Genomic DNA, 26391 nt, shown 5'->3' on the forward strand with positions numbered 1-26391 from the left:
ATACTTAAGTTTTAGTTCAACCTAAAACTATCGCTAAAACGACTAACGCTATGCCAGTATTCTCTATAATTGCTTTACTCGCTTATTTACTCAGCCTGGTACTAATTATTCCCGGCTTATTGCAGAAACCAAATGGATACCGCAGGCTGGCATTGATTTCTGCGATTGTCGCCTTAATTTGCCATGCTATTGCGCTTAAATACCAAATTTTTCGCGTCAGCAGTGGGCAAAACCTCACACTTCTTAACTTGGGTTCTATTATCAGCTTGATTATCTGTATTATCATGACAATCGTCGCTTCCCATGGTCGAGCCTGGTTCTTGCTGCCCATAGTATATAGTTTTGCCATGATAAATCTGGCATTAGCTAGCCTTATGCCAGGTGAGTTTATTACCCATTTAGAAGCCAGCCTTGAATTATCCATTCATATCGGGTTAGCACTTCTTGGTTATGCGACTCTACTTATTGCCGCACTGTATGCGTTACAGCTTGGGTGGTTAGATCATAAGCTTAAAAATAAGAAACTGACTTTTACTCAAAATATGCCACCATTGATGTTCATTGAACGCAAAATGTTCCATATCACTCAGGTTGGCGTGATATTACTAACTCTGACGCTCTGTACCGGCATTCTTTATATGGATAATATTTTCAGTAAGGAAAATATCCATAAAGCCGTCTTGTCTATCGTCGCCTGGTTTGTCTACATTGTTTTATTATGGGGTCATTACCATGATGGATGGCGTGGTAAACGAGTTATCTGGTTTAACCTAATTGGTGCATTTACCCTGACACTCGCCTATTTCGGCAACCGACTATTGCAGGAAATCATGATTTATTAAAAACATGATTTCCAATCAATATTTAGAAGGAAACCTGCTTTGGAGCATGTCTCAACAAGCACATTAATCATTATCTTAATTATTATGCTTATTGTCTCTGCATATTTCTCTGCTTCAGAGACAGGTATGATGACACTAAACCGCTACCGCTTACGTCATCTGGCAAAGCAAGGAAGCCGCCCTGCCCGTAGAGTTGAGACATTACTTCGTTACCCCGACAGACTGATAAGCCTGATTCTTATCGGCAATAACTTGGTTAATATTCTGGCCTCTGCACTTGCTACTATCATTGGCATGCGTCTTTATGGCGATGCCGGAGTTGCGATCGCAACGGGGATTCTAACCTTTATCGTGCTGATATTTTCTGAAGTTATGCCGAAAACAATAGCCGCCCTCTACCCTGAAAGGATCGCTTTTCCGAGCAGTTTCCTGCTGCAACCATTACAGAAAATCATGATGCCGTTAGTTTGGCTACTAAATAAAATCACTTTAATGCTAATGCGTTGCCTTGGTATCAAACATCCTGCTAGCTCCAGTGCTGCAATCAGCAAAGATGAATTGCGTACTATTGTGAATGAAGCAGATGCTAAGCTATCACGGCATAATCAGGATATGCTGATTTCAATTTTGGATCTGGAAAAGGTAACAATTGGCGACATTATGGTTCCCCGTAATGAGATTATTGGTATTGATATTAATGATGACTGGAAATCCATCATACGGCAGTTAACTCACTCACCTCATGGCCGGATTGTGCTTTATCGTGATTCACTTGATGATGCTATTGGTATGCTCCGTGTGCGTGAAGCTTACCGACTAATGACAGAGAAAAAAGAGTTCACCAAAAGGAATCTGATTAAAGCAGCGGATAAAATCTATTATGTCCCGATCAGCACACCACTTAATGTCCAATTGGTGAACTTCCAACGTAATAAGGAAAAAGCCGGGCTTACTGTTGATGAATACGGTGATATTCAAGGGCTGGTAACTGTTGAAGACATCCTTGAAGAGATTGTTGGTGACTTTACAACATCAATGTCTCCTTCTCTGTCTGAAGAAGTTTTACCGCAAAGTGATGGCACTGTTTTAGTTGGCGGGACAACTAATATCCGCGAATTGAATAAAGCCTTTAACTGGGCATTACCTGTTGATGGACCACGAACTGTTAATGGTATGGTACTTGAAGAGTTAGGAGAAATACCTGCTCTAAATGTACAGGTACAGATTGGTAAATATAATTTTAAAGTACTTTCAATGAACGATAATGTGATTAAACAAGTTCGAGTAACTCCTATCAGCCAACTTCCTGAGCAAGAAGTACAAACAGCCTAAACAGCTGCTGAAGAGAACCCCACAAACCCCACACCGTTGGAGGTACGTAACCCGCCTCCAACGGCATATTCCTGTTAATATCTTATCTCATCACTGCAAAACTACACACGCAATTCGGTCAGTTTTTCTTCTGGCAATGCTAATTCATCATTCTTATTAACACGAACATCTGAATCAAGAATATGGCGCGCAATATCCTGAGCCTCGGCCAGTGAATGCATGTGATAAGTACCGCACTGATAAACATTCAGCTCTGGAATCTGACTCTGGTCTTTCACTTTCAAGACATCAGCCATAGCCGCTTTCCACGCATCTGCAACGCGCATTTCTGCCGGTGTACCAATCAAGCTCATATAAAAACCTGTTCGGCATCCCATTGGGGATATATCAATAATTTCAACACCATCACTATTAAGGTGGTTGCGCATAAAGCCAGCAAATAAATGTTCAAGTGTATGAATGCCCTTCTCAGGCATAACCTCTTCATTTGGTACACAGAAACGTAAGTCAAAAACTGTGATGGTATCACCATGAGGAGTTTTCATGGTCTTAGCAACTCTTACTGCGGGTGCGGCCATACGAGTATGGTCAACAGTAAAACTATCTAGTAAAGGCATTTCTTCATCTCCACAAAAAATTCAGATTTTTACAAGCACATGAAACCTTTTTATCTGCCACCGGTCGTAAAGAATGAAAGACGCGTAATTATTATCCTATTTCCTAAAAGATTCTCTTTGGTCACTTTTACTTACCAGTGGTACTAGTAACCATGTTCTTTTCTAGCATCCTGTCTGTTGTTTCAGATACTCATCAAAACTGATGGTATTTGCTTGTTCCAACGAGTCTTGTCGCTCCACGGAGGCCCTGCGTTCTATAGCGAACTGTTCGTCGCTAATAACCTCATATTCTTCATTAATCAATTGCTGATGATATTCATCTGCCAGCTCCAACCCAAAACTACCAATGCCTTGGGTTTTCATTTTTTCCAGCACACGAGCCGATAACGTCAGTGATGAATCATCAAACATAGCAATCAATTCTCCGCAAACTTTCTGATATTGTGTGCCAGAACAACTATCCAATATTACAGCAATCTGTTTCAAGTCATTGAATAATTTTTTGCCAACTTTTGCTAACGGCTCTTCCACGCTTCCACAACCAAGACTAATCACTTGCTCTGGTTTACGCCCTTCAAGGATTACCCTATTCCAGTTTTTGCGGCAACAATCTAACTCATCACTGCTCATTTCCTGCTCTTCAGCGAGCACACACCATATTAAAAATAGATCAAGAAAGCGAATTTGTGTTTCATCGACACCGATCGCTGTGAATGGATTAATATCCAATGAACGGACTTCGATATATTCCACGCCCCCGCGTAATAAAGCATCAGAAGGCGATTCATTCTCTTTTGTCACACGCTTAGGCCGAATTGGTGCATACAACTCATTTTCAATCTGTAAGACGTTTGTATTAAGCTGAATATGTTTATCACCTTGCTTAATTCCCAACTTAGCAAACTCTTCAGAGGGTTTGTGAATTGCTTTTTTCAGTTCCGCTACATAGGTTCGTAAGTTATTAAACGTAATATTCAGATCACTTTGTGATTTATTGGTATATCCTAAATTACTCATTCTTAATGAAGTAGCATAAGGCAGATAACAAGTGCCCCCTTCTATCTGTTCAAAAGACAAAGAAGTCTCTCTACCACGCAAGAATGAAGAACAAATCGCCGGAGAAGCGCCAAACAGGTACGGGATCACCCATCCAAAGCGATAGTAGTTACGGATCAGACGGAAATAGCCATCAGAGATCTTATCCTTACCACTCTCCACATCTTCAACGCCAGCCCATGCCTGCCAAAATTCAATTGGCAATGAAAAATTATAATGAACTCCGGAGATGGTCTGCATTAAAGCGCCATAACGATTTTTCAAACCTTCACGGTATAAGGTCTTATAACGACCAATATTCGATGTACCATACTGAGCCAGAGTGATGTTTTCTTCTGCATCAATAAAACATGGCATACTCAAAGGCCACATTTTTTCTTTATCCAGCACACGTGCTGTATGACGATGAATATCTCTAAGAAATGAAATAGTATTTTTTATGTCACTATCGACTGGTGTTATGAATTCCAACAATGACTCAGCAAAGTCAGTAGTAATCCATTTATGGGTAAGCGCTACGCCAAGTGCTTTTGGGTGTTTCGTTACTGCCAAATGACCATCTGTAGTAACACGCAATGTTTCACGCTCAACACCGCGACGAATTCCCTTTAAAATTGTCGGATGCGCCTCTAACCATGACAGAGCTTTTGATACGTCCGGGATCAATTCGACCTCCCGTAGTGTTTTAGAAGAATTTTTATAAGCGTTTACTTTATATTAAACAAACCAAATTGTCGCTGATTAGATATATAAGCAAAAACGTTTCCGCTTCATACAGGAAGCTAATCATGGAATTAGGAATAAAGAAAAAGCCCCGGCTAAATAGCCAGGGCTTAATATGGTGCATCCAGGAGGATTCGAACCTCCGACCGCTCGGTTCGTAGCCGAGTACTCTATCCAGCTGAGCTATGGATGCATGTCAGTTTTTCACTCTGGTAAAAAGCAGTAACTGCTTTGATTACCCGAATGGTACCTTGGATGATTTCATCTCAAGGTTAATATGGTGCATCCAGGAGGATTCGAACCTCCGACCGCTCGGTTCGTAGCCGAGTACTCTATCCAGCTGAGCTATGGATGCGTGGTCTAAATGGCGGTGAGAGAGGGATTCGAACCCTCGATGCAGCTTTTGACCGCATACTCCCTTAGCAGGGGAGCGCCTTCAGCCTCTCGGCCATCTCACCGTACGCTTTCTTTCGAACTGTGGTTTAGAACTTTTGTTTAAGCTCCTCGTCACTGCGTGGCGCACATATTACTTTCCCAGACTTATAAGTCAAACAATTTTTCTAAACCTGTGTTTGTTTGGATGCTTCACGCACAAAATGACTAGTTTAACACCAAAAAGTGTACTTTATCAGCAATAAACTATTGCATTCCCAAGTGAAGTTTATGCAAATCATTATTCGCCACAAGAGCACCATGACGTTGCTTTTTCTTACAACAGAAAAACAAAAAAAGAGGTGGCAATAGGTAGGAATTTAAGAATTAAGACCCCACAGGATATTAACAGGGGTGAGATACCTCAAAAATGGCGCCCGGTTCTGAAGAGATAGGACGCCAACTTAGAGTCAATAAGTTGTTGGCTGAGATTTTTCGGCCTGAATCCGCTGATAAATTTCTTCACGGTGAACAGAAACTTCTTTAGGGGCATTTACACCAATACGAACTTGGTTACCTTTAACCCCCAGTACTGTAACTGTTACCTCATCGCCTATCATGAGCGTTTCACCAACTCGACGAGTCAGAATAAGCATTCTTTGCTCCTTGAAAATTTAAAAGAGTCGGGTCATTAGGTTTCCCCGCTATTATCCATCAAACACCGTGAAAACGTAAAACTATGGTATATGCTTAAAGTATAAGCAATTTTGAGCGCATTTCCTACATATTATAGTTTAGCCAAAATAAATAAATATGCACTCAACCTTTTAACAATTTCACAACAAGATTTCAAGGCACCATCAAAATACCTATTATGGTGCCTTATAAACTCAGGTAATTTGGGTAATGCCGCTTATAACCGCGATGCTACCCACTCTCCTACGCTATCCAAAGCAGAAGGTAATGCCTTAACATCAGAGCCACCTGCTTGAGCCATATCAGGGCGACCACCACCTTTACCACCGATTTGCTGAGCTATAGAAGAAATTAATTCACCTGCTTTTATTCTAGCAGTCAGATCCTTTGTGACACCAACAATTAAGCTGACTTTATCATCACTTATAGTAGAAAGCACAATAATTGCCGAACCTAGTTGATTTTTCAGATCATCGACCATAGTTCTCAACATTTTAGGCTCTGTATTATTTAACTGGCTTACCAGTAATTTCACCCCCTTCACTTCTTTCGCTTTGCTTGCCAAAGAAGAGCTTTCCTGTGCTGCATTTTGATCTTTAAGTTGTTGAAGCTCTTTTTCTAGCCCCTTGGTTTTATCCAGTATTACCCGTACTTTTTCGTTCAGATTATTGATATCACCTTTCACCAATTGAGCAATATCCTGAAGAAAATCAGACTGTTGATATACAGATTCCAGTGCCTTTTGGCCTGTAATTGCTTCTATCCTACGTATACCAGCAGCAGTGCCAGATTCAGCAGTAATACGGAATAAACCGATATCACCAGTACGGCTTGCATGAGTTCCTCCACATAATTCAGTGGAAAAATTCCCCATTGACAGTACACGGACTTGCTCTTCGTATTTTTCACCGAATAATGCCATTGCTCCTTTGGCCTTTGCTTCTTCCAGATCCATCAATTCAGTAACTACAGGTGAATTCTTACGAACTTCAGCATTAACCAGATCCTCTATTTGACGGATCTGTTCTGGTTTCATCGCCTCAAAATGAGAGAAATCAAAACGAAGATATTTATCATTAACCAAGGAACCTTTCTGAGATACGTGCTCACCCAAAATCTGACGTAGTGCAGCATGTAACAGATGGGTTGCTGAATGATTTAAACGGATTGCATCACGGCGTTCTATATCAATAACAGCATTGATCTCATGGTTTACACTTAAGGTACCTTTTTCAAGCTTACCAATATGACCAATAGCGTGACCATATTTTTGTGTATCAATAACACAAAAAGCACAATCAGCATTACTCAGAATACCTGAGTCACCAACTTGTCCACCGGACTCAGCATAAAAAGCGGTCTTATCCAGTATAACAATCGCTTCTTCACCCGCTTGAATTTGGTTGACTGATTCACCATTACGAAAGATAGCGGTTACTGTTGTCTGCTGTTCGTTATGATCGTAACCAGAGAAATCACTGCGCTCATCAATCTTAATCAGTTCGTTATAATCGGCACCAAAACCACTTGATTCACGGGCACGACGACGCTGATTTTCCATTGCTACTGCAAAACCGTCTTCATCAACCTTAATATTACGTTCACGACAGACATCAGCGGTTAAATCCACAGGGAAACCATAGGTATCGTACAGACGGAATGCTGTTTCGCCATCCAGGATATCACCAGACAGTTTTACTAGTTCATCGTCCAGCAACTGAAGCCCACGTTCCAGCGTACGGGCAAATTGCTCTTCTTCTGTCTTCAAGACCTGCTCAACAATTGTTTGCTGACGTTTAAGTCCTTCTCCGGCAGCTCCCATCACTTTTATTAATGGAGCAACTAATTTGTAAAAGAAGGTATCTTTGGAACCCAGCATATTCCCGTGACGAATCGCGCGGCGGATAATACGGCGCAGCACATAACCACGGTTTTCATTAGAAGGAATAACTCCATCACAAATCAAGAAAGCGCATGAACGAATATGATCAGCAATAACCCGCAAAGATTTATTACTCAGATCATCTGTAGCACCTGTGACATTAGCTACAGCTTCAATCAGGTCACGAAACAGATCGATCTCATAGTTGGAATTGACGTGCTGTAGTACAGCCGTAATGCGCTCTAGCCCCATTCCAGTATCTACGGATGGTTTTGGCAATGGTTCCATTGTGCCATCAGCATGGCGGTTGAACTGCATAAAGACGATGTTCCAGATTTCAATATATCTGTCACCATCTTCTTCTGGGCTTCCAGGCGGTCCACCCCAAATATGGTCACCATGATCATAGAAAATTTCAGTACAAGGGCCGCAAGGTCCAGTATCACCCATTTGCCAGAAGTTATCTGATGCATAAGGAGCACCTTTGTTATCACCAATGCGGATAATTCTTTCTGCGGGTATTCCGACCTTATTTTGCCAGATATCATAGGCTTCATTATCTGTATGATAGACAGTCACCCATAATTTTTCTTTAGGCAAATTGAACCAATCTTTGCCCGTCAGAAGTTCCCAAGCATAGTTAATAGCATCATGTTTGAAATAGTCACCAAAACTGAAATTACCCAACATCTCAAAGAAAGTATGATGACGCGCGGTGTAACCTACGTTTTCTAAATCATTATGCTTACCACCGGCACGAACACAGCGCTGAGTAGTTGTTGCTCGGGAATAAGATCTTTTGTCCAGTCCAAGAAATACGTCCTTAAACTGATTCATTCCTGCGTTGGTAAACAGTAGTGTTGGGTCATTATTTGGAACCAAAGAACTACTTGGTACTACCTGATGCCCTTTAGTATGAAAAAAGTCGAGAAACGCTTGACGGATCTCAGCGGTGCTTTTGCTCATAATTGTCCCGAAATCAAGCTGGAAAAAACAGATTTATGAATTGGTCAGGTGGAATGTTTCATCACCTATTTTCAACTCACGAATAAACAAAGTGGGGATAAGATAAAATTTCTTCCATTAGAAGTAAAATCCCAGATACATCCATTCGCTGGCAACATTGTAAATCGTCTGGGTATTTTCTGAAAGCATGATCGCATTATACGGATAACACTTGCTCTCTCAAGAAAGAACCGCACTATTATTAACGCGGTTTAAGTCTGATAGTAAACTAAGTTTAGTAGTAAAAACTTTTACCGACGTAATACCTCCAATCTTTATTACACGAAACTTACTACTTCATAAGGCCATAGCTGCTTGTTCTGAATAGATCTTATACCCGTTATCTTTCAAGTTGCCTCTTTGTTGGCTGCACTCACTCACCCCGGTCACAGAGTTATCTATGCTCCCGGGGATTCGCTCCCTTGCCGTCGCGAGGCATCTTGAAATCCATTGGGTATATATAAGATTCCGCATAGGCAAAAGCAGTATATTTCACCACGTATATCCAGAATATAACGCATTACTCTCGCTTTTATCCCTGTCCGAATTAGACAGGGCCTACGGGAATTTTTGCTAATACAGGGGCTATTATCGATATAGTTAGATTAAAATTCTTCGCTATTCATCTCTTCGCTTCCGCTGTCTTCATAATCAGAAGCAGCACTGCTGAATTCGCCAGCATTATGTAACAGCATTTCGCGTAATTTTTTATCTAACTCAGTAGCAATTTCAGGATGTTCTTTCAGGTAGGTAGTAGCATTTGCTTTGCCCTGGCCAATTTTATCGCTATTGTAGCTGTACCATGCACCTGCTTTTTCCACCAGTTTATGCTTCACACCTAAGTCGATTAACTCCCCATAAGTGTTGATACCTTCACCATACATAATCTGGAATTCTGCTTGCTTAAATGGCGCGGCCACTTTGTTTTTCACAACCTTAACGCGGGTTTCACTACCAACAACCTCTTCACCATTTTTTACAGAACCAATACGGCGAATATCCAAACGGACAGAAGCATAGAATTTCAGTGCGTTACCACCAGTTGTTGTTTCAGGGTTACCAAACATAACCCCAATTTTCATACGGATCTGGTTAATAAAGATCAACAGTGTATTGGAACTTTTCAGGTTACCCGCCAGTTTGCGCATTGCCTGGCTCATCATACGTGCGGCCAACCCCATATGAGAATCGCCAATTTCACCTTCTATCTCAGCTTTCGGTGTTAAAGCAGCAACGGAGTCTACGATAATGACATCAACAGCACCAGAACGTGTCAGCGCATCACATATCTCAAGAGCTTGTTCACCCGTATCTGGCTGAGAACATAACAGGTTATCAATATCAACACCCAGTTTCTTAGCATATACAGGATCAAGAGCATGCTCAGCATCAATAAACGCACAGGTTTTACCTTCACGTTGTGCTGCGGCAATAACCTGTAATGTCAACGTTGTTTTACCCGAGGATTCTGGACCATAGATTTCAACAATACGCCCCATCGGCAGACCACCAGCACCTAACGCAATATCCAGTGACAGTGAACCAGTGGAGATAGTTTCAACGTCCATTGAACGGTCTTCGCCCAGACGCATGATGGAACCTTTACCAAATTGTTTTTCAATTTGGCCTAGTGCCGCTGCCAGTGCTTTTTGTTTATTTTCATCAATAGCCATTTTTACTCCCTCGTAAGCAATGAAAGGTTACCTCACTGCCGATGAATAATTGTCTGATACCAAAATGTTGCCTGCAATTATACTGTATAATCATACAGCATCAAGCTAATTTTTTATAATCTCTGATAGCAATGTCTTTAGAGAATAAATTGCAGCTTGCAGGCGAACTTCATTTCGATCACCGTTAAAACAACAATGGTGGGTGACAACTTCTATCCCATTTGCTGTACGGTGTGCAAACCCAAACCATACTGTACCAACAGGTTTTTTTTCACTACCACCATCAGGCCCAGCAATACCACTAACAGAAACTGCAAGATCTGCCTGCGCTGCTTTCAATGCCCCTGTTGCCATTTCTCTCACAACTGGGTCGCTGACAGCACCATGTTGTTGTAAAACCGTTTCTGATACACCAAGCATCTGATGCTTAGCTTTATTACTGTACGTCACAAAGCCCCGGTCGAAGTAAGCGGAACTACCAGCAATATCCGAGAGCGCTTTCGCTAGCCAACCACCTGTGCAAGATTCAGCAAAGGTCACCCACAATTCTTGTTGTTTCAGTTTCTTTCCCAACTCAATACTAAGCTGAGTCAAAATTTTTTCATCCATAACACACCTTTTATCCAGTAAAAGATCAATTTTTCTGAAACCGATTCCAAATCCACAAACTAGCGATTGTCAGCATAAACAACATACCAAAACCTATTCCTACAGTAACAACCGGGACACCTATTTTAATGGCCAGTGAATACAAGCCAAGCATCAGCAACATGGCTGTATTTTCACCCAAATTCTGCACTGCAATTGCATTACCAGCTCCGACTGTTTGTCTGCCTCTTTCCTGCAATAATGCATTCAGTGGAACAACAAACAAACCGCCAAAAACACCAAGAATAATTAATATGACATGAGAAGCCCAGATATTCTGCTGAGCAACAAAAATTACCACCATCACACCAATTAAAATGCCGACCGGCATACAACGGTATACTGTTTTCAGTGTAATAAGACGGGCAGCAACACCTGCACCGATAATAACCCCAATGGCTACCATCACATTGAGTACTGTTGGTGTGCTGTTATCAGTAATTCCCAGAACGACAGGTACCCATAAGACCAATAGAAATCTCAATGTTACACCCGCTCCCCAAAACAAACTGGTGCCAACCAAAGAAAACCGTGCTCCTTTGTTATGCCACAGAATACAACATGCTGAAATAAAGTCTGTCAGCATCCTTTTCAAATTCCAGTCCTTATCTTGATGGACTGCCGATAATTGAGGAATGAAAAAATTAGCAATGGCAGCGATACCATATATTGATGCACAAGCAAATAACGCGACGGTCAAGTTCCAATCAGATAAAAAACCACCAGCAACAGAACCAATGAGAATAGCCGCTATGGTTGAAGCCTCCATTAGACCATTAGCCTTTACTAAACGATCACCATCGGTCAGTTCAACCAAGATTCCGTATTTAGCCGGTGAATATGATGCTGCACCAATCCCAACCAGGGCATAACCAAAAAACGGATCATAACCCAGGCAAATACTAAGCGCCCCCAATAGCTTGAAACTATTAGCAAATAACATCACTCTGCCTTTTGCGAAGCCATCTGCTATTCGCCCCACAAAAGGCGCTAATAAGATATACGCAAGGACAAACACGATCTGCAATATCGGCTGGCTCCAGTCTGGGTAAAACTGTGCTTTCAACTGTGCCAGAATTGCAAAAAACAGGGCATTATCTGCAAAAGCAGAACAAAACTGCGATATCAATACTGCTTTCATGCCGCGGGTTAATAGCGGTTGAGCAACAACAGAGGATTTATCCACAATTGTTATTCCTGTCCAGCTTCAGTTATTTTATGTTTCATTCTGCCGAGAATAGTACAGAATCCCTGCTCATCAATTGAAACAATATCTCCAGTGTCGTACCAACCAGACTCGATATTCCCATACTCATCTTCCGCCAATGGTAGTTCCAAATGATTTGGATCTTCAACTCTCAGATACCCTTTCATCATATTCGGGCCTCGCAATTGCAAACATCCTCCTTCTTTGATACCTGCCACCGGTATCAAACGGAATTCCATTCCCGGCAAAATTCGCCCAACAGTACCTACTTTAGCCATCATCGGCACATTTAATGCAACGACAGGAGCACACTCTGTCATGCCATACCCTTCCAAAATGCGAATACCGAATTTATCTTGCCAAACGCACTTAGTATTTTCAGAAAGCTTTTCAATACCGGACACAACATAGCGAAGACGTGCAAAATCATATGGATGAGCAAAATAGGCATAATTCTCTAGGACAGTGGATGTGCCTAATAATACCGTGCAATTGCGTTCATATACCAGTTCTGGTACAACTCGATAGTGCAATGGATTTGGATAGAGAAATACCCGGCAGCCAGCTAATAAAGGAGTCAATAGACCAACAGTCAATCCAAGTGCATGAAACAATGGTAGAGAAGACATAAAACGGTCAAGTGGATTGAAATCAGTGATAGTTCTTATCTGTTCCACATTTGCCAACAAACTGGAGTGACTATGAACGACCCCTTTGGGTATACCTTCTGAACCAGACGTAAATAATATCAAAGCATCATCATCTGGCTTTTGTGCCACCATAGCTTGTTTCGGGAAAAAAAGGTGCCATAAGATCCATAACCTATCCAGAAAAGTAACCGTATCTCCCGAATCCTCAAGATAAACCCAGTTAACCCCAGTAACTTGTTCAGATAAATAAGCTAACTTCTCCTTTTTCAGAAACTGCCGGGAAGTCACAATAGTTTTGATACTGGCAATCGCTACCGCATTCTTCAATCCATGACTGTCAGTTGTATAGTTTAGTAAAACCGGTATTCTTCCTCTCAAAGATGCCCCGAATATCGCAGCTACCATAATAGTGGCATTAGGTAAAAGAAAACCAATCCGTTCCCCCTGACAGGTAAAACGCTGCAAAATACGACTGATACCCAGTGTTTTCTTGAGTAAGCTGTTATAGCTATCCTCTTTAAAAGAAATATCTTCAATACAGGGCTTAAAACGGCCAAATCGCTTTTGTGCAGTCAGTAAAGATTCAAATATTGTTTCCTGTGGACGAGCGGCCATGCGTGCACTCATCATTATTTCATGCAAACGCTCACCGGCTAAACGACGTCGTTGTTCCGAACTAGATGCATCCGGCATTGGTAACTGTGTGGCAGGCAGAATTTTTATTGTCACCTTCGGAAAAAGATGAAGTTTGAAGATACCTTTTAATCGACTAAATATCGTTTTTTCTAACCCTTCAATGCGGACAGGAACTACCACCGCTTCCGATATCGCTGCAATAAAAGCCGCACCATCATAGGTTTTCATCAAAGAACCGGTAACAGTAATTCTCCCTTCAGGGAAAACAACTATCGGCCGCCCTTTTTCTATTTCCTTGACCAATATCCTAACTGCCATTGGATTTATTGGATCTAAAGGAACTATCTCAACATAGCGCCTCACCAGTTTCATAAAACCACGATTTGCAATGCTAGAGTAGACAGCAAATACCGGCTTAGTTGGTAAAAAAAGTGTTAGTAAAACACCATCAAGAAAAGAGACATGATTAGGTGTGATAAGACATTTTGGGTAGGTAAATTGTTTAATATCCCCTTCTATTGTTAAACGAAACATTAAACGAAAAACAAACTTTAGAAATTTAAACAACATATCCGTATCTCAGCCCATTTGAAAAATAAATAGAAAATACTATAGATACTATTTATTGTTCGATACTGTAATATTCTTATTTTTCAAATAAAAAAATTCTCGAACAACGTCAGGAGATTACTCTGGGAAGAATAATTTCTTTTACATAAGCTGTAATTTTTTCCGGTGAAAGTTGCGCATTAATAATATGATTTGCACATTCACAATAGAGCTTTTCCCTTGCGGCAAGCACTTCTTCCATTTCTTCAACGATAGATTTTCCTGTCAAACTGGGACGTTGAGTATTTTCCGGCTGCTGCATCAATCGTTCAGCTAATATATCAGCTGAAGCCTGAAGATAAATCACCGTACCATTTTGTTGCATATATCGGCGATTTTCAGTTGAAAGAATGATCCCTCCACCAGTAGAAATAACGCGTTTTCTTTGACTAACTTGTTGTAAAGCCTCACTTTCTAAGTGCCTAAATTGTTGCCACCCTTGTTGGTTAACAATATCCGCAATTGTCATATTACTGGTTTGTTGAATATGATGATCGGTGTCAATAAATGTGTACGATAATTCATTCGCTAATAGTTTTCCAACTGTCGTTTTTCCTGCTCCACGTGCACCTACAATAAACAATATTTGGTTCATTGCTTGATATCCTTGGTAAATTTCATCATTAAAAATATATTAACACCCATAGTAACCAATACTTTACATTAACGTAAAATCAAAAGTTAATATATGAAAAAAGCTACCCCAAGGCATGATTCTATTGATACCTCAATTAATCAAATACACTTTTGGGGTAATAATAAGCAGATCATTCACGAATTAGATCATCACCATAACCAACCCATTTATATGTAGTTAGCGCATCTAACCCCATTGGGCCACGAGAATGTAATTTCTGAGTGCTGACTGCAACCTCAGCCCCCAAACCGAATTGCCCACCATCAGTAAAGCGAGTACTCGCATTCACATAAACCGCTGCGGAATCCACCTGACGAACAAAATAGTCAGCATTGTGCAAAGATTGCGTCAGAATCGCATCAGAGTGGGATGTACCGTATGTACGGATATGGTTAATTGCCCGCTCAATATCACTGACAATTTCCACATTCATATCTAAAGATAGCCATTCATCACTGTAATCTGCTTCTGTCACATCCACGACCTTAGCAGGACCTTCTTGCAAAAATGCCATTGCTGACTTACTAGCATGGAGGGTAACACCCTGTTCTTTCATGTTTTTGCTCAATGCAGGCAAAAAGTCTGCCGCGATCTTCTCATGTACCAGCAAAGTTTCCAAAGCATTACAGGCGCTTGGGCGTTGCACCTTAGCATTAGTGATTACAGTCAATGCCTGATTAAAATCAACACTTTCATCGACAAAAATATGGCAGACACCAATACCACCAGTGATAACCGGAATAGTTGATTGCTCGCGGCACAGTTTATGCAACCCACCACCACCACGCGGGATCAACATATCCACATAACGATCCATTTTCAGTAGCTGAATGACTAACTCACGATCCGGTTTATCTATCGCCTGTACTGCTGCGGCAGGCAATCCACTCTGTTCAAGTGCGCGCTGAATCACTTTAACTGTTGCCTGGTTGGTGTTGTGAGTTTCCTTGCCACCACGCAAAATAACCGCATTACCTGTTTTCAAACACAGAGATGCAACGTCAATAGTGACATTAGGACGCGCTTCATAAATCACCCCAACCACACCAAGGGGTACACGACGACGCTCCAGCTTCAGACCACTATCAAGCAAACTGCCATCAATTATCTGTCCAACCGGATCAGATAAACGGCATACCTGGCGAACATCATTAGCGATCACTGTCAAACGTTCAGATGTCAGTAACAGACGATCCAACAATGCTTCATGCATCCCCTGTTCACGGGCCTGAATCATATCAAGCTGATTAGCTTCGAGAATGACTGCACTTTCCTGCTCCAGCAAATCTGCAATGTGGATTAATACCTGATTTTTCTGTTTTGTATTTAGCTGTGCCAGTTGCCATGAGGCTTCTCTGGCAGCCTTTCCCATTTGTTCTAACATTATGAATCCTTAACTCACAATCATGTCGTCACGATGAACCGCAACAGCACCATATTCATAACCGAGGATTTGGCTTATCTGCTGTGAATGATGACCGGCAATCAAGCGCAAAGCATCACTATTATAGCGGCTAACACCATGTGCCAAATCCTTACCAGACAGACTACGAATGCGGATAACCTCTCCACGGGAGAAATTACCTTTAATATTTTTAATCCCTTTCGGTAACAAAGAACTCCCTTTCTCACATATTGCAGTTCCAGCACCATGGTCAACAATAATTTCACCCGCAGGAGGTGCGCCAAAAATCCAACGTTTACGGTTTTCCAGCGGGCTTACCAACCCATGGAAGCGAGTACCTACTGGGTTACCTTCAATGACATCAGAGATAACATCAGGTTTGCGGCCCGCTGCAATAATCACATCAATACCGGCACGACCTGCAATCCCCGCTGCCTGGAGTTTGGTCGCCATGCCACCCGTCCCCAACCCAGAAACACTATCACCAGCAACCATGCGTAACTCATCACTGATGTCATAAACTTCCTGGATAAGTTCTGCATTTGGATTGCTACGTGGATCAGCGGTATATAACCCTTCAATATCAGTCAGCAATAACAGCTTATCTGCTCCCCCCAAAATTGCTGCCAGTGCAGATAGGTTATCATTATCACCAACTTTAATTTCGGCAGTAGCAACTGCATCATTTTCATTGATTACAGGAACAATGCGATTATCAAGCAAAGCATGTAGAGTATCTCTGGCATTTAAAAAACGCTCACGATCTTCCAAATCTGCACGAGTCAATAGCATCTGTCCAACATGAATGCCATAAATAGAAAAAAGTTGTTCCCATAACTGAATCAACCGGCTTTGACCTACCGCAGCCAATAATTGTTTAGAAGCAATAGTAGCAGGCAAATCCGGGTACCCTAGATGTTCCCGACCTGCCGCAATAGCACCGGAAGTCACAATAATAATGCGATGGCCTTTTTCATGTTGCTGAACACATTGACGTACAAGCTCCACAATATGAGCTCGATTAAGACGACGCGATCCACCAGTCAGTACACTTGTTCCCAGTTTCACAACCAATGTTTGGCTGCTATTCATTATATTTCTGCCATTATATTTAATTCGAAAAAAACAGTGTTCAGTTTTAACAGGAGAGAAGCGTTATGCCAACAGACATAATGCTAAATCGAAAAAATGTTAGCTCAAAACAAGCTTATGCTATTAATTTCAGCTGAAACTTTCAGAACGCACTGTTTTAATTTGCAAGAGTCAGTAGCTTCGATAAAGCATTTAAGGGAATCCTATAAATTGTTTAAAAATCATCAAGTAAGAACGATTAATAACAGATTTTATTTTTCAACCATTGGCTGGTTTTTTGTAATGCCTGATCGAAACTGCTGTAAACAGGAGTCGTCGGAATAGCCAGTAATTTGCTGTCCATAGATGACATTGCTATCAGCTTCGATTCTTCTTTCGGGCTAAAAATATCATTCTGCCAGTAACCAGCAAACATCGGAACAGGACAACGCCGGCCTAACAAACCTTGTTTTTTAAGAGAATAACAACTGAGTTCGAGACGAAACGCATTTTCATCCACATTATAAATACCCAACCTACTGGCAAACATATCAAGATACATTGCCGGAGCATTTTGTTGGCGTTCAACACTATTGAGCCATTCATGAACAATAGCACCAAGAACCGCAATACCTTTAATATGTTTAGCTTCCAAATAGGCTAACCGGACAGCAACATTAGCACCAAAACGGAAACCAAAAATGCCAACCCGGGTATGGTCAATCCAGGGGATTTCACTCAATTGATGGATGACTTGCTGATGAAGAGTGCAGGTATCTTGTGTCAGCTTTAGCCGTGAAGAGTGACCAATTGAAGGCATATCCACCGTCAGCATGGCAAACCCGAGAGGAGCCAAATAATCACGGAATAGCCGATAATAATCACTTTGCAAATTATCTAAACTACCACAAACCAAAATGGTTGGAGACGGCCCTTGCGCTTGTTGAGGCAAGTGAAGGAAACCGGTCACACAACTGCCTTCTCTCAGTTTGAACTCTATTTTCCTCAACTGATAATCAGAGCAATGAGCTGCATTTTCATAAGCTTTATTTGCCAAAATAACGGCCTGCTGAGACAACTCATCACCTTTAAGATGAGGATAACCGGCAATACTATACAAGTTGGCTGCTTTCAACCAAAAACTACCAGCTTCTGGAGTTTGTCCTGTCTGCAATGCTTTCTGTTGCCAGAACATAGCCTGATGTGACCACTCAAAAACCCAGTTACCTTTACGATACCCAACCACAGTATCCAATAAATCATCATTACTGCGTTGGGAACTTGTTATGGCAATCCGGCACAGTACTTCTTCTATTTCAAACGGATCAATTCCTCGCCAAATCCACATCAGTCGGTTAATCATACGATACCAGCGCCCGTGGCTATTACCGTCCAACGTATTGTAATTACCAGCAATCAATCGGGGATAACGGTGCTTTACCAGCGTAGAAGTTTCCTGATGTTTTTGCCTTGGCTTAAAAAGTGATTCTGAAAGGTTCTGATTTGCCATAACAAATGCTAACTTTACTTACCTTCACAAATTGGTGGAACGAATACTACACCCATATCCCAAGGTTGCTCAATCCAGGTATCTTGTGGAATATCAATAATATAATCATCAACCAAAGGACGACCTGCCGGTTTTGCAAAAATAGTCACAAAATGAGCTTTTGGATACATTTCACGAATAGCCTGAGCTGTGCCACCAGTGTCAACTAAATCATCTACAACGATGAAACCTTCACCATCACCTTCTGCTTTCTTCAATATTTGCAGCCCACGCTGATTATTATGGTCATAACTAGAAATACAGACTGTATCTACATGACGGATACCCAGTTCACGCGCAAGGAGCGCCCCAGGTACAAGGCCCCCACGACTGACAGCAATGATGCCTTTCCACTGTTCGACAGGAAGCAAACGTTGTGCCAATTTACGGGCATGCACTTGCAACATATCCCAGGTTACGACGTATTTTTCGCTCATAAGAATTGATCCCGGCAACTAAGAATATTTCAGAAAAGATTTTTTGCAGAAAAAAGTTGCGCGAGATTATAGTGATTTAGGTGAGCAAAAACCAGCAGAAACAGGGAATCGACGAATCATATTATTCTGACCAAAAGAAAGTGGTATTCTGAGTTTAATAGCATCATAACGTTAATAGCTCGTAATAATAAAATCTATATCTCAGGTAGAGATTAGTATTTTCATCTTATTGAAATGCAGTCACAGGAGATTCGTCGTGTCAGAATTATCACAATTATCCCCTCAACCTCTATGGGACATCTTTGCCAAAATCTGCTCTATTCCTCACCCTTCTTATCATGAAGAAGCGCTGGCAACCCACATTGTGCAATGGGCGCAAGAGAAACACTTACATGTTGAACGTGATCTGGTTGGCAACATTCTGATCAGAAAACCCGCTAGTAAAGGGCTGGAAAATCGTAAAGCGGTTGTCCTGCAAGCACATCTTGATATGGTGCCGCAAAAAAACAACGATACAGAGCACAATTTCACAAAAGATCCTATCCGTCCTTATATTGATGGTGAATGGGTTACTGCACAAGGTACAACATTAGGAGCCGATAACGGTATTGGCCTGGCATCAGCATTGGCAGTGCTGGCTGATGACAATGTCAAGCATGGCCCGCTGGAAGTTTTATTGACCATGACGGAAGAAACCGGAATGGATGGCGCGTTTGGCCTGCAACCGGGTTGGCTTCAGGCTGATATCTTGATCAATACCGATTCAGAAGAAGAAGGCGAGATCTACATGGGTTGTGCTGGAGGCATCGATTTCACCACAACTTTAACTCTGACTCGTGAATCTATTCCAGCTAACTACAAAACACTGAAGCTGACAATCAAAGGTCTCAAAGGCGGACATTCCGGTTGTGATATTCATTTGGGACTGGGTAATGCCAACAAACTTCTGGCACGATTCCTTGCCACCCATACTGAGGAATTGGAGCTAAAACTGCTCGATTTCCAGGGCGGTACTCTGCGTAATGCCATTCCTCGTGAAGGCCATGCTATTGTTGCCATCCCCGCCGATAAAGCAGCATTGCTTACTCAACTGAAAGATAAATACCTTGGCATACTGAAAAACGAATATGCCATAGTCGAGAAGAACCTGACTATATTGCTGGAAGAAGTTGAAACCGATATTCAATCATTAACTGATGACTGCCAAAACCGTTTTATCTCATTACTAAACAGTACTCCCAATGGTGTTATCCGTATGAGTGATATCATCAAAGGTGTGGTAGAAACCTCGCTAAACGTGGGCGTTGTTGGTATGGAACAAGATAAGGTAAACATTATTTACTTAATCCGTTCGCTTATCGATAGCGGCAAATCTTATGTCATCAGTATGCTCTCTTCTCTGGCCAAACTATCAAATGCTGGGATTTCCGCTAAAGGTGATTATCCCGGCTGGCAGCCAGATGCAAATTCCCCAGTAATGCATTTGGTACGTGAAACTTATCAACAGCTATTCGATAAGACACCTAATATTATGGTGATTCACGCAGGACTAGAATGTGGATTGTTCAAGAAACCTTATCCTGATATGGACATGGTATCCATCGGGCCAACTATCACAGGCGCTCACTCCCCTGACGAACAGGTTCACATTAAGAGTGTCGGGCAATATTGGCAACTGCTGACCGCAGTCCTGAAAGCCATTCCTGAAAAAGTTTAATCAGCCCTCCCCTGCCTCGACGTGATGGTAGGGGAATTACCATTCAAGCAAAAGTTGCCGCTCAATTTCCGGGTCCTGCAAAGTCACGTGCAAACCAACTAAACGAACTCCACGTCCTTCCCGGCGAGATGTCCATGTTTTTTGAGCCAATTGCAGTAAATCTTGTTTATCCAGTAGTGGATGAACATGCTCCTGAGTTGTTAGTTGAAAATCATCAAATTTCAGTTTAACCCCCTGACGGGCAATCCGCAGATCAGGTTTAACATGACTCAATCGTTTTTCTAATTCCAGATATAAACTTTCTATTAGTTCTGTGCACTGTTCCCATTGATGAATATCTCTTGCAAGTGTCCGTTCCACACCTATTGATTTTCGCAGACGGTCTGGATTCACCAATCGCTCATCAATACCGTGACAACGATCGCAAAGTACCTGACCAAATTTCCCCAACTGTTTCACCAAAACAATTACGTCATATTTTTGTACATCAGAACAGGTTTCCAGCCCCATATTAACCAGCCGTTGTACCATGACTTTGCCAACCCCCGGAATTTTTCGCAAAGGTAAAACCTTAACAAAATCAGCCACTCGATCAGGAGGGATGACATACTGTCCATTCGGTTTATTAATATCAGAAGCGATTTTTGCCAAAAATTTCACCGGTGCAATACCGGCTGATGCCGTCAATTGTAATTCATCAAAGATGGCTTTACGGATCTCCAGTGCGATAAGAGTGGCAGACCCATAACAATGATGACTATCAGTAACATCCAGATAAGCTTCATCCAATGACAGAGGCTCTATCCACTCAGTATAACGAGAAAATATCTGGCGGATATGCTGGGAAACCTCCTTATACAGTGCCATACGCCCTGGAAGAACCTTGAGCTGAGGACAGAGTTTCAACGCCATTGCAGTAGACATTGCACTATGTACCCCAAAACGACGGGCAGGATAATTAGCCGTGCTGATAACTCCCCGTTTGTCTGCGCTGCCACCCACAGCGACTGGAACATGACGAAGTGACGGATTATCACGCATTTCAATAGCCGCGTAGAAGCAATCCATATCAATATGAATAATCTTTCGCATTCTGCTTTAGCCTATCACTAATAACTGTATAAACATACAGATTAAAAATATTAAGATCAATCAAATAACAAAATCAAGAGCACAGTATTGTTCCTGTGAAAAGGCGTTCTAAGTTGGGTTTTAAAAATCTTTTGATCAACAAGGCAAAAAGTTAATAACGGTATTAACTTTTTCTGCCCGATTCTCTTTGTGAAGTGACCTACTAAGTATAGTTATTTTATTTAGTGATATTTCATGGGGTGATTATGACAATTAAAAATAGCCAGAAACTGCAAAAAAACTCCGCAACGACGACGATACCACAAGTGAATCGTACGATTCATTATGTCTTATCAGGCATGATCGCTCTTAGTGCAGGTCTACCCAATCATCTGGCCGCACAGGAAAGTGAATCCCAAAAGACCCGGGAAAAACCGGAGAAACCAGAAAAAGTGCTCACATTTCCTGCACTTTCAGTTGTTGGTGGCTTAAATAACAGCGTCAGTGCTGGAAGTTCTGTATTAAAAAAATCGGATATTGAACGCACCCAGGCGGATAATATCGCCGAGCTGCTCGATCAACTTCCCGGCGTTTCTATGTCAGGTTCGCCTCGTCCTGGTGGTCAAACCCTGAATATTTGGGGAATGGGTGACACAGAAGACGTAAAAGTCACCCTGGATGATGCACCAAAAGGCTTCGAAAAGTATCGTCAGGGGTCTATCTTTATTGAACCTGAATTAATCAAACGGGTAGATGTCGATAAAGGCCCACATAACCTGCTTGATGGTAATGGCGGATTTGGCGGAACAGTCAAAGTGGTCACCAAAGATGCTAGTGATATGTTACGACCAGGAGAAGATTTTGGTGGATTGCTGAAATACAGTTATCACACCAATGACCGACAAAATATTTATAGCAGCGCAGTCTATGGCCGGACAATAGAAGGCTTCGCTGATGGCTTGTTATATATGAGTAAACGAGATGGCGGCAATATTAAACGACCCGATGGTACCCGCTTTGCTTTCTCTAAAAGTGATCAAGCATCTTATTTACTGAAAACGAATTTTTACCTAAACGATGCTAATACATTGACACTTTCCGCTACGCGTTCTGATTCTGGTGGCTGGCAACCATGGGCAGCAAAACGTGATGAGGCAGTTACTCCATCGGAGTTCGATGTTAAGAAATATGGTTGGGATGGAGCCTGGCGTCGTAAGCTGGTTTATCGTGATCAAACAGATCAAAACTACACCGCTAAATGGAACCTTGCACCAGAAGATAATCCATTACTTAATCTAACCGCAACTTATGCTTATTCCAAAACAGAACAACATGATAAGCGTCCAGCCAATGCAGGGGCAGTTGCTGGCATAGGAAATCTTGGTAATGAAAGTTGGATCGACTATGTGGATAATCTTGCTGATATCAATAATAAAATGGTCTTTACGACGGGAGCCATGGAGCATACGCTACTAACAGGTGTTCGTTGGCATAAAAATCAGCGTAACACACTGATGTATTACAAAACGCAGAGTAAAAATCCAGCCTATAACTACGGCTATTTCCAACCGTATCAAATGCCATCAGGAAAACAGGAAACCCATAGTTTCTATTTACAAGATGCAATAACTATTGGCAGTGTCACCGTCACACCAGGAATTCGCTATGACCATATCAAAAACACGGGCAAGGAAAATATTGCTACCGTTTATAATGATAAATCACCCAAAATAGGCCACGATTATAGCAGCGTCACCTATACCGGCTGGTCCCCCCATTTAGGTATTATGTGGAAAGCAACGCAAAACCTATCGCTATTTTCTGATATTAGCCATACATGGCGTGCTCCACTGGTAGATGAGCAATATGAAGTACAATATGCACAGTCAAGTGTTACAGCCACCAGCCGTAATTTAGATGTAGAAAGAATGACAGGGCTCCGCTTCGGTGCAATTTTGGATTTTAGTAATCTGCTAACCGCTCAGGATAGTTTACAGATCCGAACCACTCTATTTCACAACCGCGGTAAAGACGAAATATTTACCGGTCGTAGTAATGTTCATTGTAAAGCTCAAGCAAACGGCGCACCAGAATCCGCTTGCAGCAAACCTTTACCCAACTATCGTAACTTACCGGGGTACACTATTCAGGGGCTAGAAATCGAAACCTTCTATAATAGTAGTTACCTATTCGGCAAATTCTCTTTTTCAACGATGAGTGGTCAAAGGGATACCTCTCCTGTCAATCCGTGGTGGAACCGTAAAACCTGGCTTAGAGATATTCCACCTACCTCTGCCCATACCATGCTAGGTGTAAAAATTCCTCAATGGCAAATGGCTGTTGGTTGGACCGGTGATTTCGTTCGCAAACAAGACCGTTCTCCTACAGATGGTGATCCGAATGCAAGTTACTGGGAACTACCCAAAAGCAAAGGTTATGCATTACATGGTTTATTCGCTAGCTGGCAACCTGATTTTCAGCAAGGTCTTGAAGCACGTGTAACAATAAATAATTTATTTAATCGCGATTATAAGCCATACCTCAGCGAATCTGTTCCCGGAATTGGACGTAATATTAAACTCAGTGTCTCCCAGAAGTTCTGATTTCTCACTTGATAGTTCCCTCTCTATGAGGGAACTTCACTTGATAACAATAACTTGACAGCCAATGATTACATCAAAATAATAATCATTTTCATTTTCATTTTCATTTTCATTTTCATTTTCAAAAGTTATTGGAAATCATAATGGCAACCCCAAAAGCCATATCTGAAATTAATAGTTTTGCGCAACAATTTTACTTTGAACATCATGAATGGTTATACAACTGGTTATGCCATAAAGTCTCCTGCCCTTGCCACGCGGAAGATCTGACTCAGGATACGTTCCTGAATGTTCTGTCCGGTTCAAATTTGTCGAATATCCGTCAGCCACGGCCTTTTTTGGCAACGGTAGCCCGTTGCCTGATTGCCAATTATTACCGTCGGAGAAAAATTGAGGAGAACTATTTGGAGTATGTGAACTCCATACCAGAAACGACTATACCTTCTACAGAGAGCAAATTTGCTGCATTTGAACAGCTTGAAAAACTAGAAATCACCCTTGATAAATTGCCAAACCGGGTAAAAGAAGCTTTTCTACTGGCACAATTACAAGGTCTGCGTTACAGCGAAATAGCTGATCAGCTCCAGATTTCTTCCAGTTCAGTGAAACAATATTTACAACGAGCACATAACAAATGTAAAAAAATTCAAATTCTCACTTAAAATTTAAAAAACCGTGTTACATTCAAAATTGATTTCATGATGAAATCATTAATAAAGTTAATTATTTTAATTTAACTATCATTGGATATTATGGAGAAAACTATGCGACACGGAATTACCGCTACAATCCTACTTTGCTGTTCTGTCAGCGCTTTCGCAACAACACCACAAATTATCGCCCATCGTGCTGGTACGGGTGATGCACCTGAAAATACCGAGTACGCAATTTCCAAGTCCTTAGAAAATAAAGCAGATGCTATCTGGATCACTGTTCAGCTTTCAAAAGACGGCATTCCAGTACTCTATCGTCCATCAGATTTGAATAGCCTAACCAATAAAAGCGGACCTGTTTCTGCTTATAAAGCAAAACAATTGGCAAAATTCGATGCTGGTTACAAATTTAGCTCTGATAGTGACCATCCATTCCGTAATAAAGGATTAGGTATCCCAACTCTGGAACAAGTCTTAAAAAAATACCCAGATACTTTCTTCTATATTGATCTGAAATCACCGGATGCAGATCCAGCACAGCAAGCCAAAGAGCTGGAAAAAGTACTGGCCAAACAGAAGGCTTTTACTCGTACCCGTTTCTATTCCACTGACGAAGCTTACCTTAACGCATTACCAAAAGAGATTCAGCGCTTTGAAAGCCGTGACAAAACCCGCACTATGTTGGCAAATATCACCATGGCTCATCAATGCGATATCCCTGCAAATACCGACACCGCTCGCTGGTATGGTTTGGAAATGCGCCGTAACGTAGAAGTTGTTGAAAAATATACACTTGGTGAAGCGCGCTCCAAATCAGTATTAACATGGGATAACGAAGCAATGAAGTGTTTCCGTGCGAAAAGTGGTGCTAACATCACTTTATTTGGCATTAAAACTGAAGAGGATTTCAAACAGGCTAAAGAGCTTGGTGCCGATGGTGTGTTGGTAGATTCTCCCAAACTGTTCAGTACTTTTAAAACAAATTGACATCCTCCTCTGTATGAACGCATCCCTGTTTGCAAGGCTTTTGTTGTTCTGACATCGCGAGCAGTTGCAGCTCTGTTATCCACGGACCCGGTTCTTTTACCAGCAAAGATACCGCCCGTGCTCCGTGGATAAACAGTGTTCGCTGGTAGATGTCGCCACGTTTACTTATCCCCAGCAACTTCACTTTACCACCAGAACCTGTTTGTTTAGGAACCCGCCCTGTACAGCAGCCGTGGCGATCAACGGCCCTACTCTAGGGATTTCCAGTAACCTCTGACAGGTTTCATTTAAAGGTATGGAATAAATTTGTAAG

At 41.7% G+C, this 26391-nt stretch carries 19 protein-coding genes, 3 tRNA genes and 2 pseudogenes; 6 read left to right on the top strand and 18 right to left on the bottom strand.

The window, feature by feature from the left end; all coding sequences use genetic code 11:
• Positions 1–50 precede the first annotated feature (50 nt).
• On the top strand, positions 51–842 hold the full coding sequence (locus tag C5469_RS10120; RefSeq protein ID WP_166305679.1) for a cytochrome C assembly family protein: 792 nt from the start codon (positions 51–53) through the stop codon (positions 840–842).
• 39 nt (positions 843–881) lie between these two features.
• Positions 882–2174 (top strand): HlyC/CorC family transporter, encoded by a 1293-nt coding sequence (locus tag C5469_RS10125; protein WP_166305682.1) that lies wholly within the window; start codon positions 882–884, stop codon positions 2172–2174.
• A gap of 101 nt (positions 2175–2275) precedes the next feature.
• Here C5469_RS10125 and luxS read toward each other — a convergent pair whose 3' ends face one another.
• From luxS to gpt, 16 genes and pseudogenes are all read right to left on the bottom strand, one after another.
• Positions 2276–2791 carry an S-ribosylhomocysteine lyase gene (gene luxS / locus C5469_RS10130; protein WP_166305685.1) on the bottom strand — a complete coding sequence of 172 codons (516 nt, stop codon included), beginning with the start codon at positions 2789–2791 and terminating at the stop codon, positions 2276–2278.
• A 162-nt stretch (positions 2792–2953) separates the two neighbouring features.
• Positions 2954–4513, bottom strand: coding sequence for a glutamate--cysteine ligase (gene gshA / locus C5469_RS10135; RefSeq protein WP_166305688.1), 1560 nt, complete (start codon positions 4511–4513; stop codon positions 2954–2956).
• A 173-nt stretch (positions 4514–4686) separates the two neighbouring features.
• A tRNA-Arg gene (locus tag C5469_RS10140) sits at positions 4687–4763 on the bottom strand.
• Between the two features lie 85 nt (positions 4764–4848).
• A tRNA-Arg gene (locus tag C5469_RS10145) sits at positions 4849–4925 on the bottom strand.
• A gap of 10 nt (positions 4926–4935) precedes the next feature.
• Positions 4936–5028 (bottom strand) — tRNA-Ser (locus C5469_RS10150).
• A 384-nt stretch (positions 5029–5412) separates the two neighbouring features.
• Positions 5413–5598 carry a carbon storage regulator CsrA gene (gene csrA, locus C5469_RS10155; protein WP_002209449.1) on the bottom strand — a complete coding sequence of 62 codons (186 nt, stop codon included), beginning with the start codon at positions 5596–5598 and terminating at the stop codon, positions 5413–5415.
• 257 nt (positions 5599–5855) lie between these two features.
• Complete coding sequence (gene alaS, locus C5469_RS10160) at positions 5856–8486, bottom strand: alanine--tRNA ligase (RefSeq protein ID WP_166305691.1); 2631 nt, start codon at positions 8484–8486, stop codon at positions 5856–5858.
• Positions 8487–9130: 644 nt separating this feature from the next.
• Entirely contained in the window at positions 9131–10198 is a 1068-nt protein-coding gene (gene recA, locus C5469_RS10165) for a recombinase RecA (protein ID WP_166305694.1), read from the bottom strand.
• 105 nt (positions 10199–10303) lie between these two features.
• Complete coding sequence (gene pncC, locus C5469_RS10170) at positions 10304–10807, bottom strand: nicotinamide-nucleotide amidase (protein ID WP_166305697.1); 504 nt, start codon at positions 10805–10807, stop codon at positions 10304–10306.
• A 25-nt stretch (positions 10808–10832) separates the two neighbouring features.
• On the bottom strand, positions 10833–11987 hold the full coding sequence (lplT, locus tag C5469_RS10175) for a lysophospholipid transporter LplT (RefSeq protein WP_166306075.1): 1155 nt from the start codon (positions 11985–11987) through the stop codon (positions 10833–10835).
• A gap of 56 nt (positions 11988–12043) precedes the next feature.
• Positions 12044–13909: pseudogene (gene aas / locus C5469_RS10180) on the bottom strand (bifunctional acyl-ACP--phospholipid O-acyltransferase/long-chain-fatty-acid--ACP ligase); the annotation flags it as partial.
• Between the two features lie 109 nt (positions 13910–14018).
• The gene (aroL, locus tag C5469_RS10185) at positions 14019–14543 is read right to left on the bottom strand and encodes a shikimate kinase AroL (RefSeq protein ID WP_166305703.1); all 525 of its coding nucleotides are present in this window, start codon (positions 14541–14543) and stop codon (positions 14019–14021) included.
• Positions 14544–14715: 172 nt separating this feature from the next.
• The gene (proA, locus tag C5469_RS10190) at positions 14716–15969 is read right to left on the bottom strand and encodes a glutamate-5-semialdehyde dehydrogenase (protein WP_166305706.1); all 1254 of its coding nucleotides are present in this window, start codon (positions 15967–15969) and stop codon (positions 14716–14718) included.
• A 9-nt stretch (positions 15970–15978) separates the two neighbouring features.
• Positions 15979–17082, bottom strand: a complete 1104-nt coding sequence (proB, locus tag C5469_RS10195; RefSeq protein WP_166305709.1) for a glutamate 5-kinase — start codon at positions 17080–17082, stop codon at positions 15979–15981.
• Between the two features lie 238 nt (positions 17083–17320).
• Positions 17321–18571 carry an esterase FrsA gene (frsA, locus tag C5469_RS10200; protein ID WP_166305712.1) on the bottom strand — a complete coding sequence of 417 codons (1251 nt, stop codon included), beginning with the start codon at positions 18569–18571 and terminating at the stop codon, positions 17321–17323.
• A 14-nt stretch (positions 18572–18585) separates the two neighbouring features.
• Positions 18586–19047 carry a xanthine phosphoribosyltransferase gene (gene gpt / locus C5469_RS10205; protein WP_166305715.1) on the bottom strand — a complete coding sequence of 154 codons (462 nt, stop codon included), beginning with the start codon at positions 19045–19047 and terminating at the stop codon, positions 18586–18588.
• Positions 19048–19303: 256 nt separating this feature from the next.
• Here gpt and pepD point away from each other — a divergent pair, with 256 nt between their 5' ends.
• Positions 19304–20764 (top strand): beta-Ala-His dipeptidase, encoded by a 1461-nt coding sequence (gene pepD / locus C5469_RS10210; protein WP_166305718.1) that lies wholly within the window; start codon positions 19304–19306, stop codon positions 20762–20764.
• Positions 20765–20800: 36 nt separating this feature from the next.
• Here pepD and dinB read toward each other — a convergent pair whose 3' ends face one another.
• Complete coding sequence (gene dinB / locus C5469_RS10215; protein WP_166305721.1) at positions 20801–21856, bottom strand: DNA polymerase IV; 1056 nt, start codon at positions 21854–21856, stop codon at positions 20801–20803.
• A 245-nt stretch (positions 21857–22101) separates the two neighbouring features.
• On the opposite strand from dinB, the gene C5469_RS10220 reads away from it, so the two are divergent.
• From C5469_RS10220 to C5469_RS10230, 3 genes are all read left to right on the top strand, one after another.
• On the top strand, positions 22102–24438 hold the full coding sequence (locus tag C5469_RS10220) for a TonB-dependent hemoglobin/transferrin/lactoferrin family receptor (RefSeq protein WP_166305724.1): 2337 nt from the start codon (positions 22102–22104) through the stop codon (positions 24436–24438).
• Positions 24439–24581: 143 nt separating this feature from the next.
• Positions 24582–25100: a sigma-70 family RNA polymerase sigma factor gene (locus tag C5469_RS10225; protein WP_166305726.1), complete on the top strand. Its 519-nt coding sequence runs from the start codon at positions 24582–24584 to the stop codon at positions 25098–25100.
• A gap of 102 nt (positions 25101–25202) precedes the next feature.
• Positions 25203–26078, top strand: a complete 876-nt coding sequence (locus C5469_RS10230) for a glycerophosphodiester phosphodiesterase family protein (RefSeq protein ID WP_166305729.1) — start codon at positions 25203–25205, stop codon at positions 26076–26078.
• 64 nt (positions 26079–26142) lie between these two features.
• Here the strand turns inward: C5469_RS10230 and C5469_RS10235 are convergent.
• Positions 26143–26366, bottom strand: a pseudogene (locus C5469_RS10235) (transposase); the annotation flags it as partial.
• Positions 26367–26391: the final 25 nt, after the last annotated feature.

The sequence above is a fragment of the Photorhabdus cinerea genome (assembly GCF_011189575.1).
Lineage (GTDB): Bacteria > Pseudomonadota > Gammaproteobacteria > Enterobacterales > Enterobacteriaceae > Photorhabdus > Photorhabdus cinerea.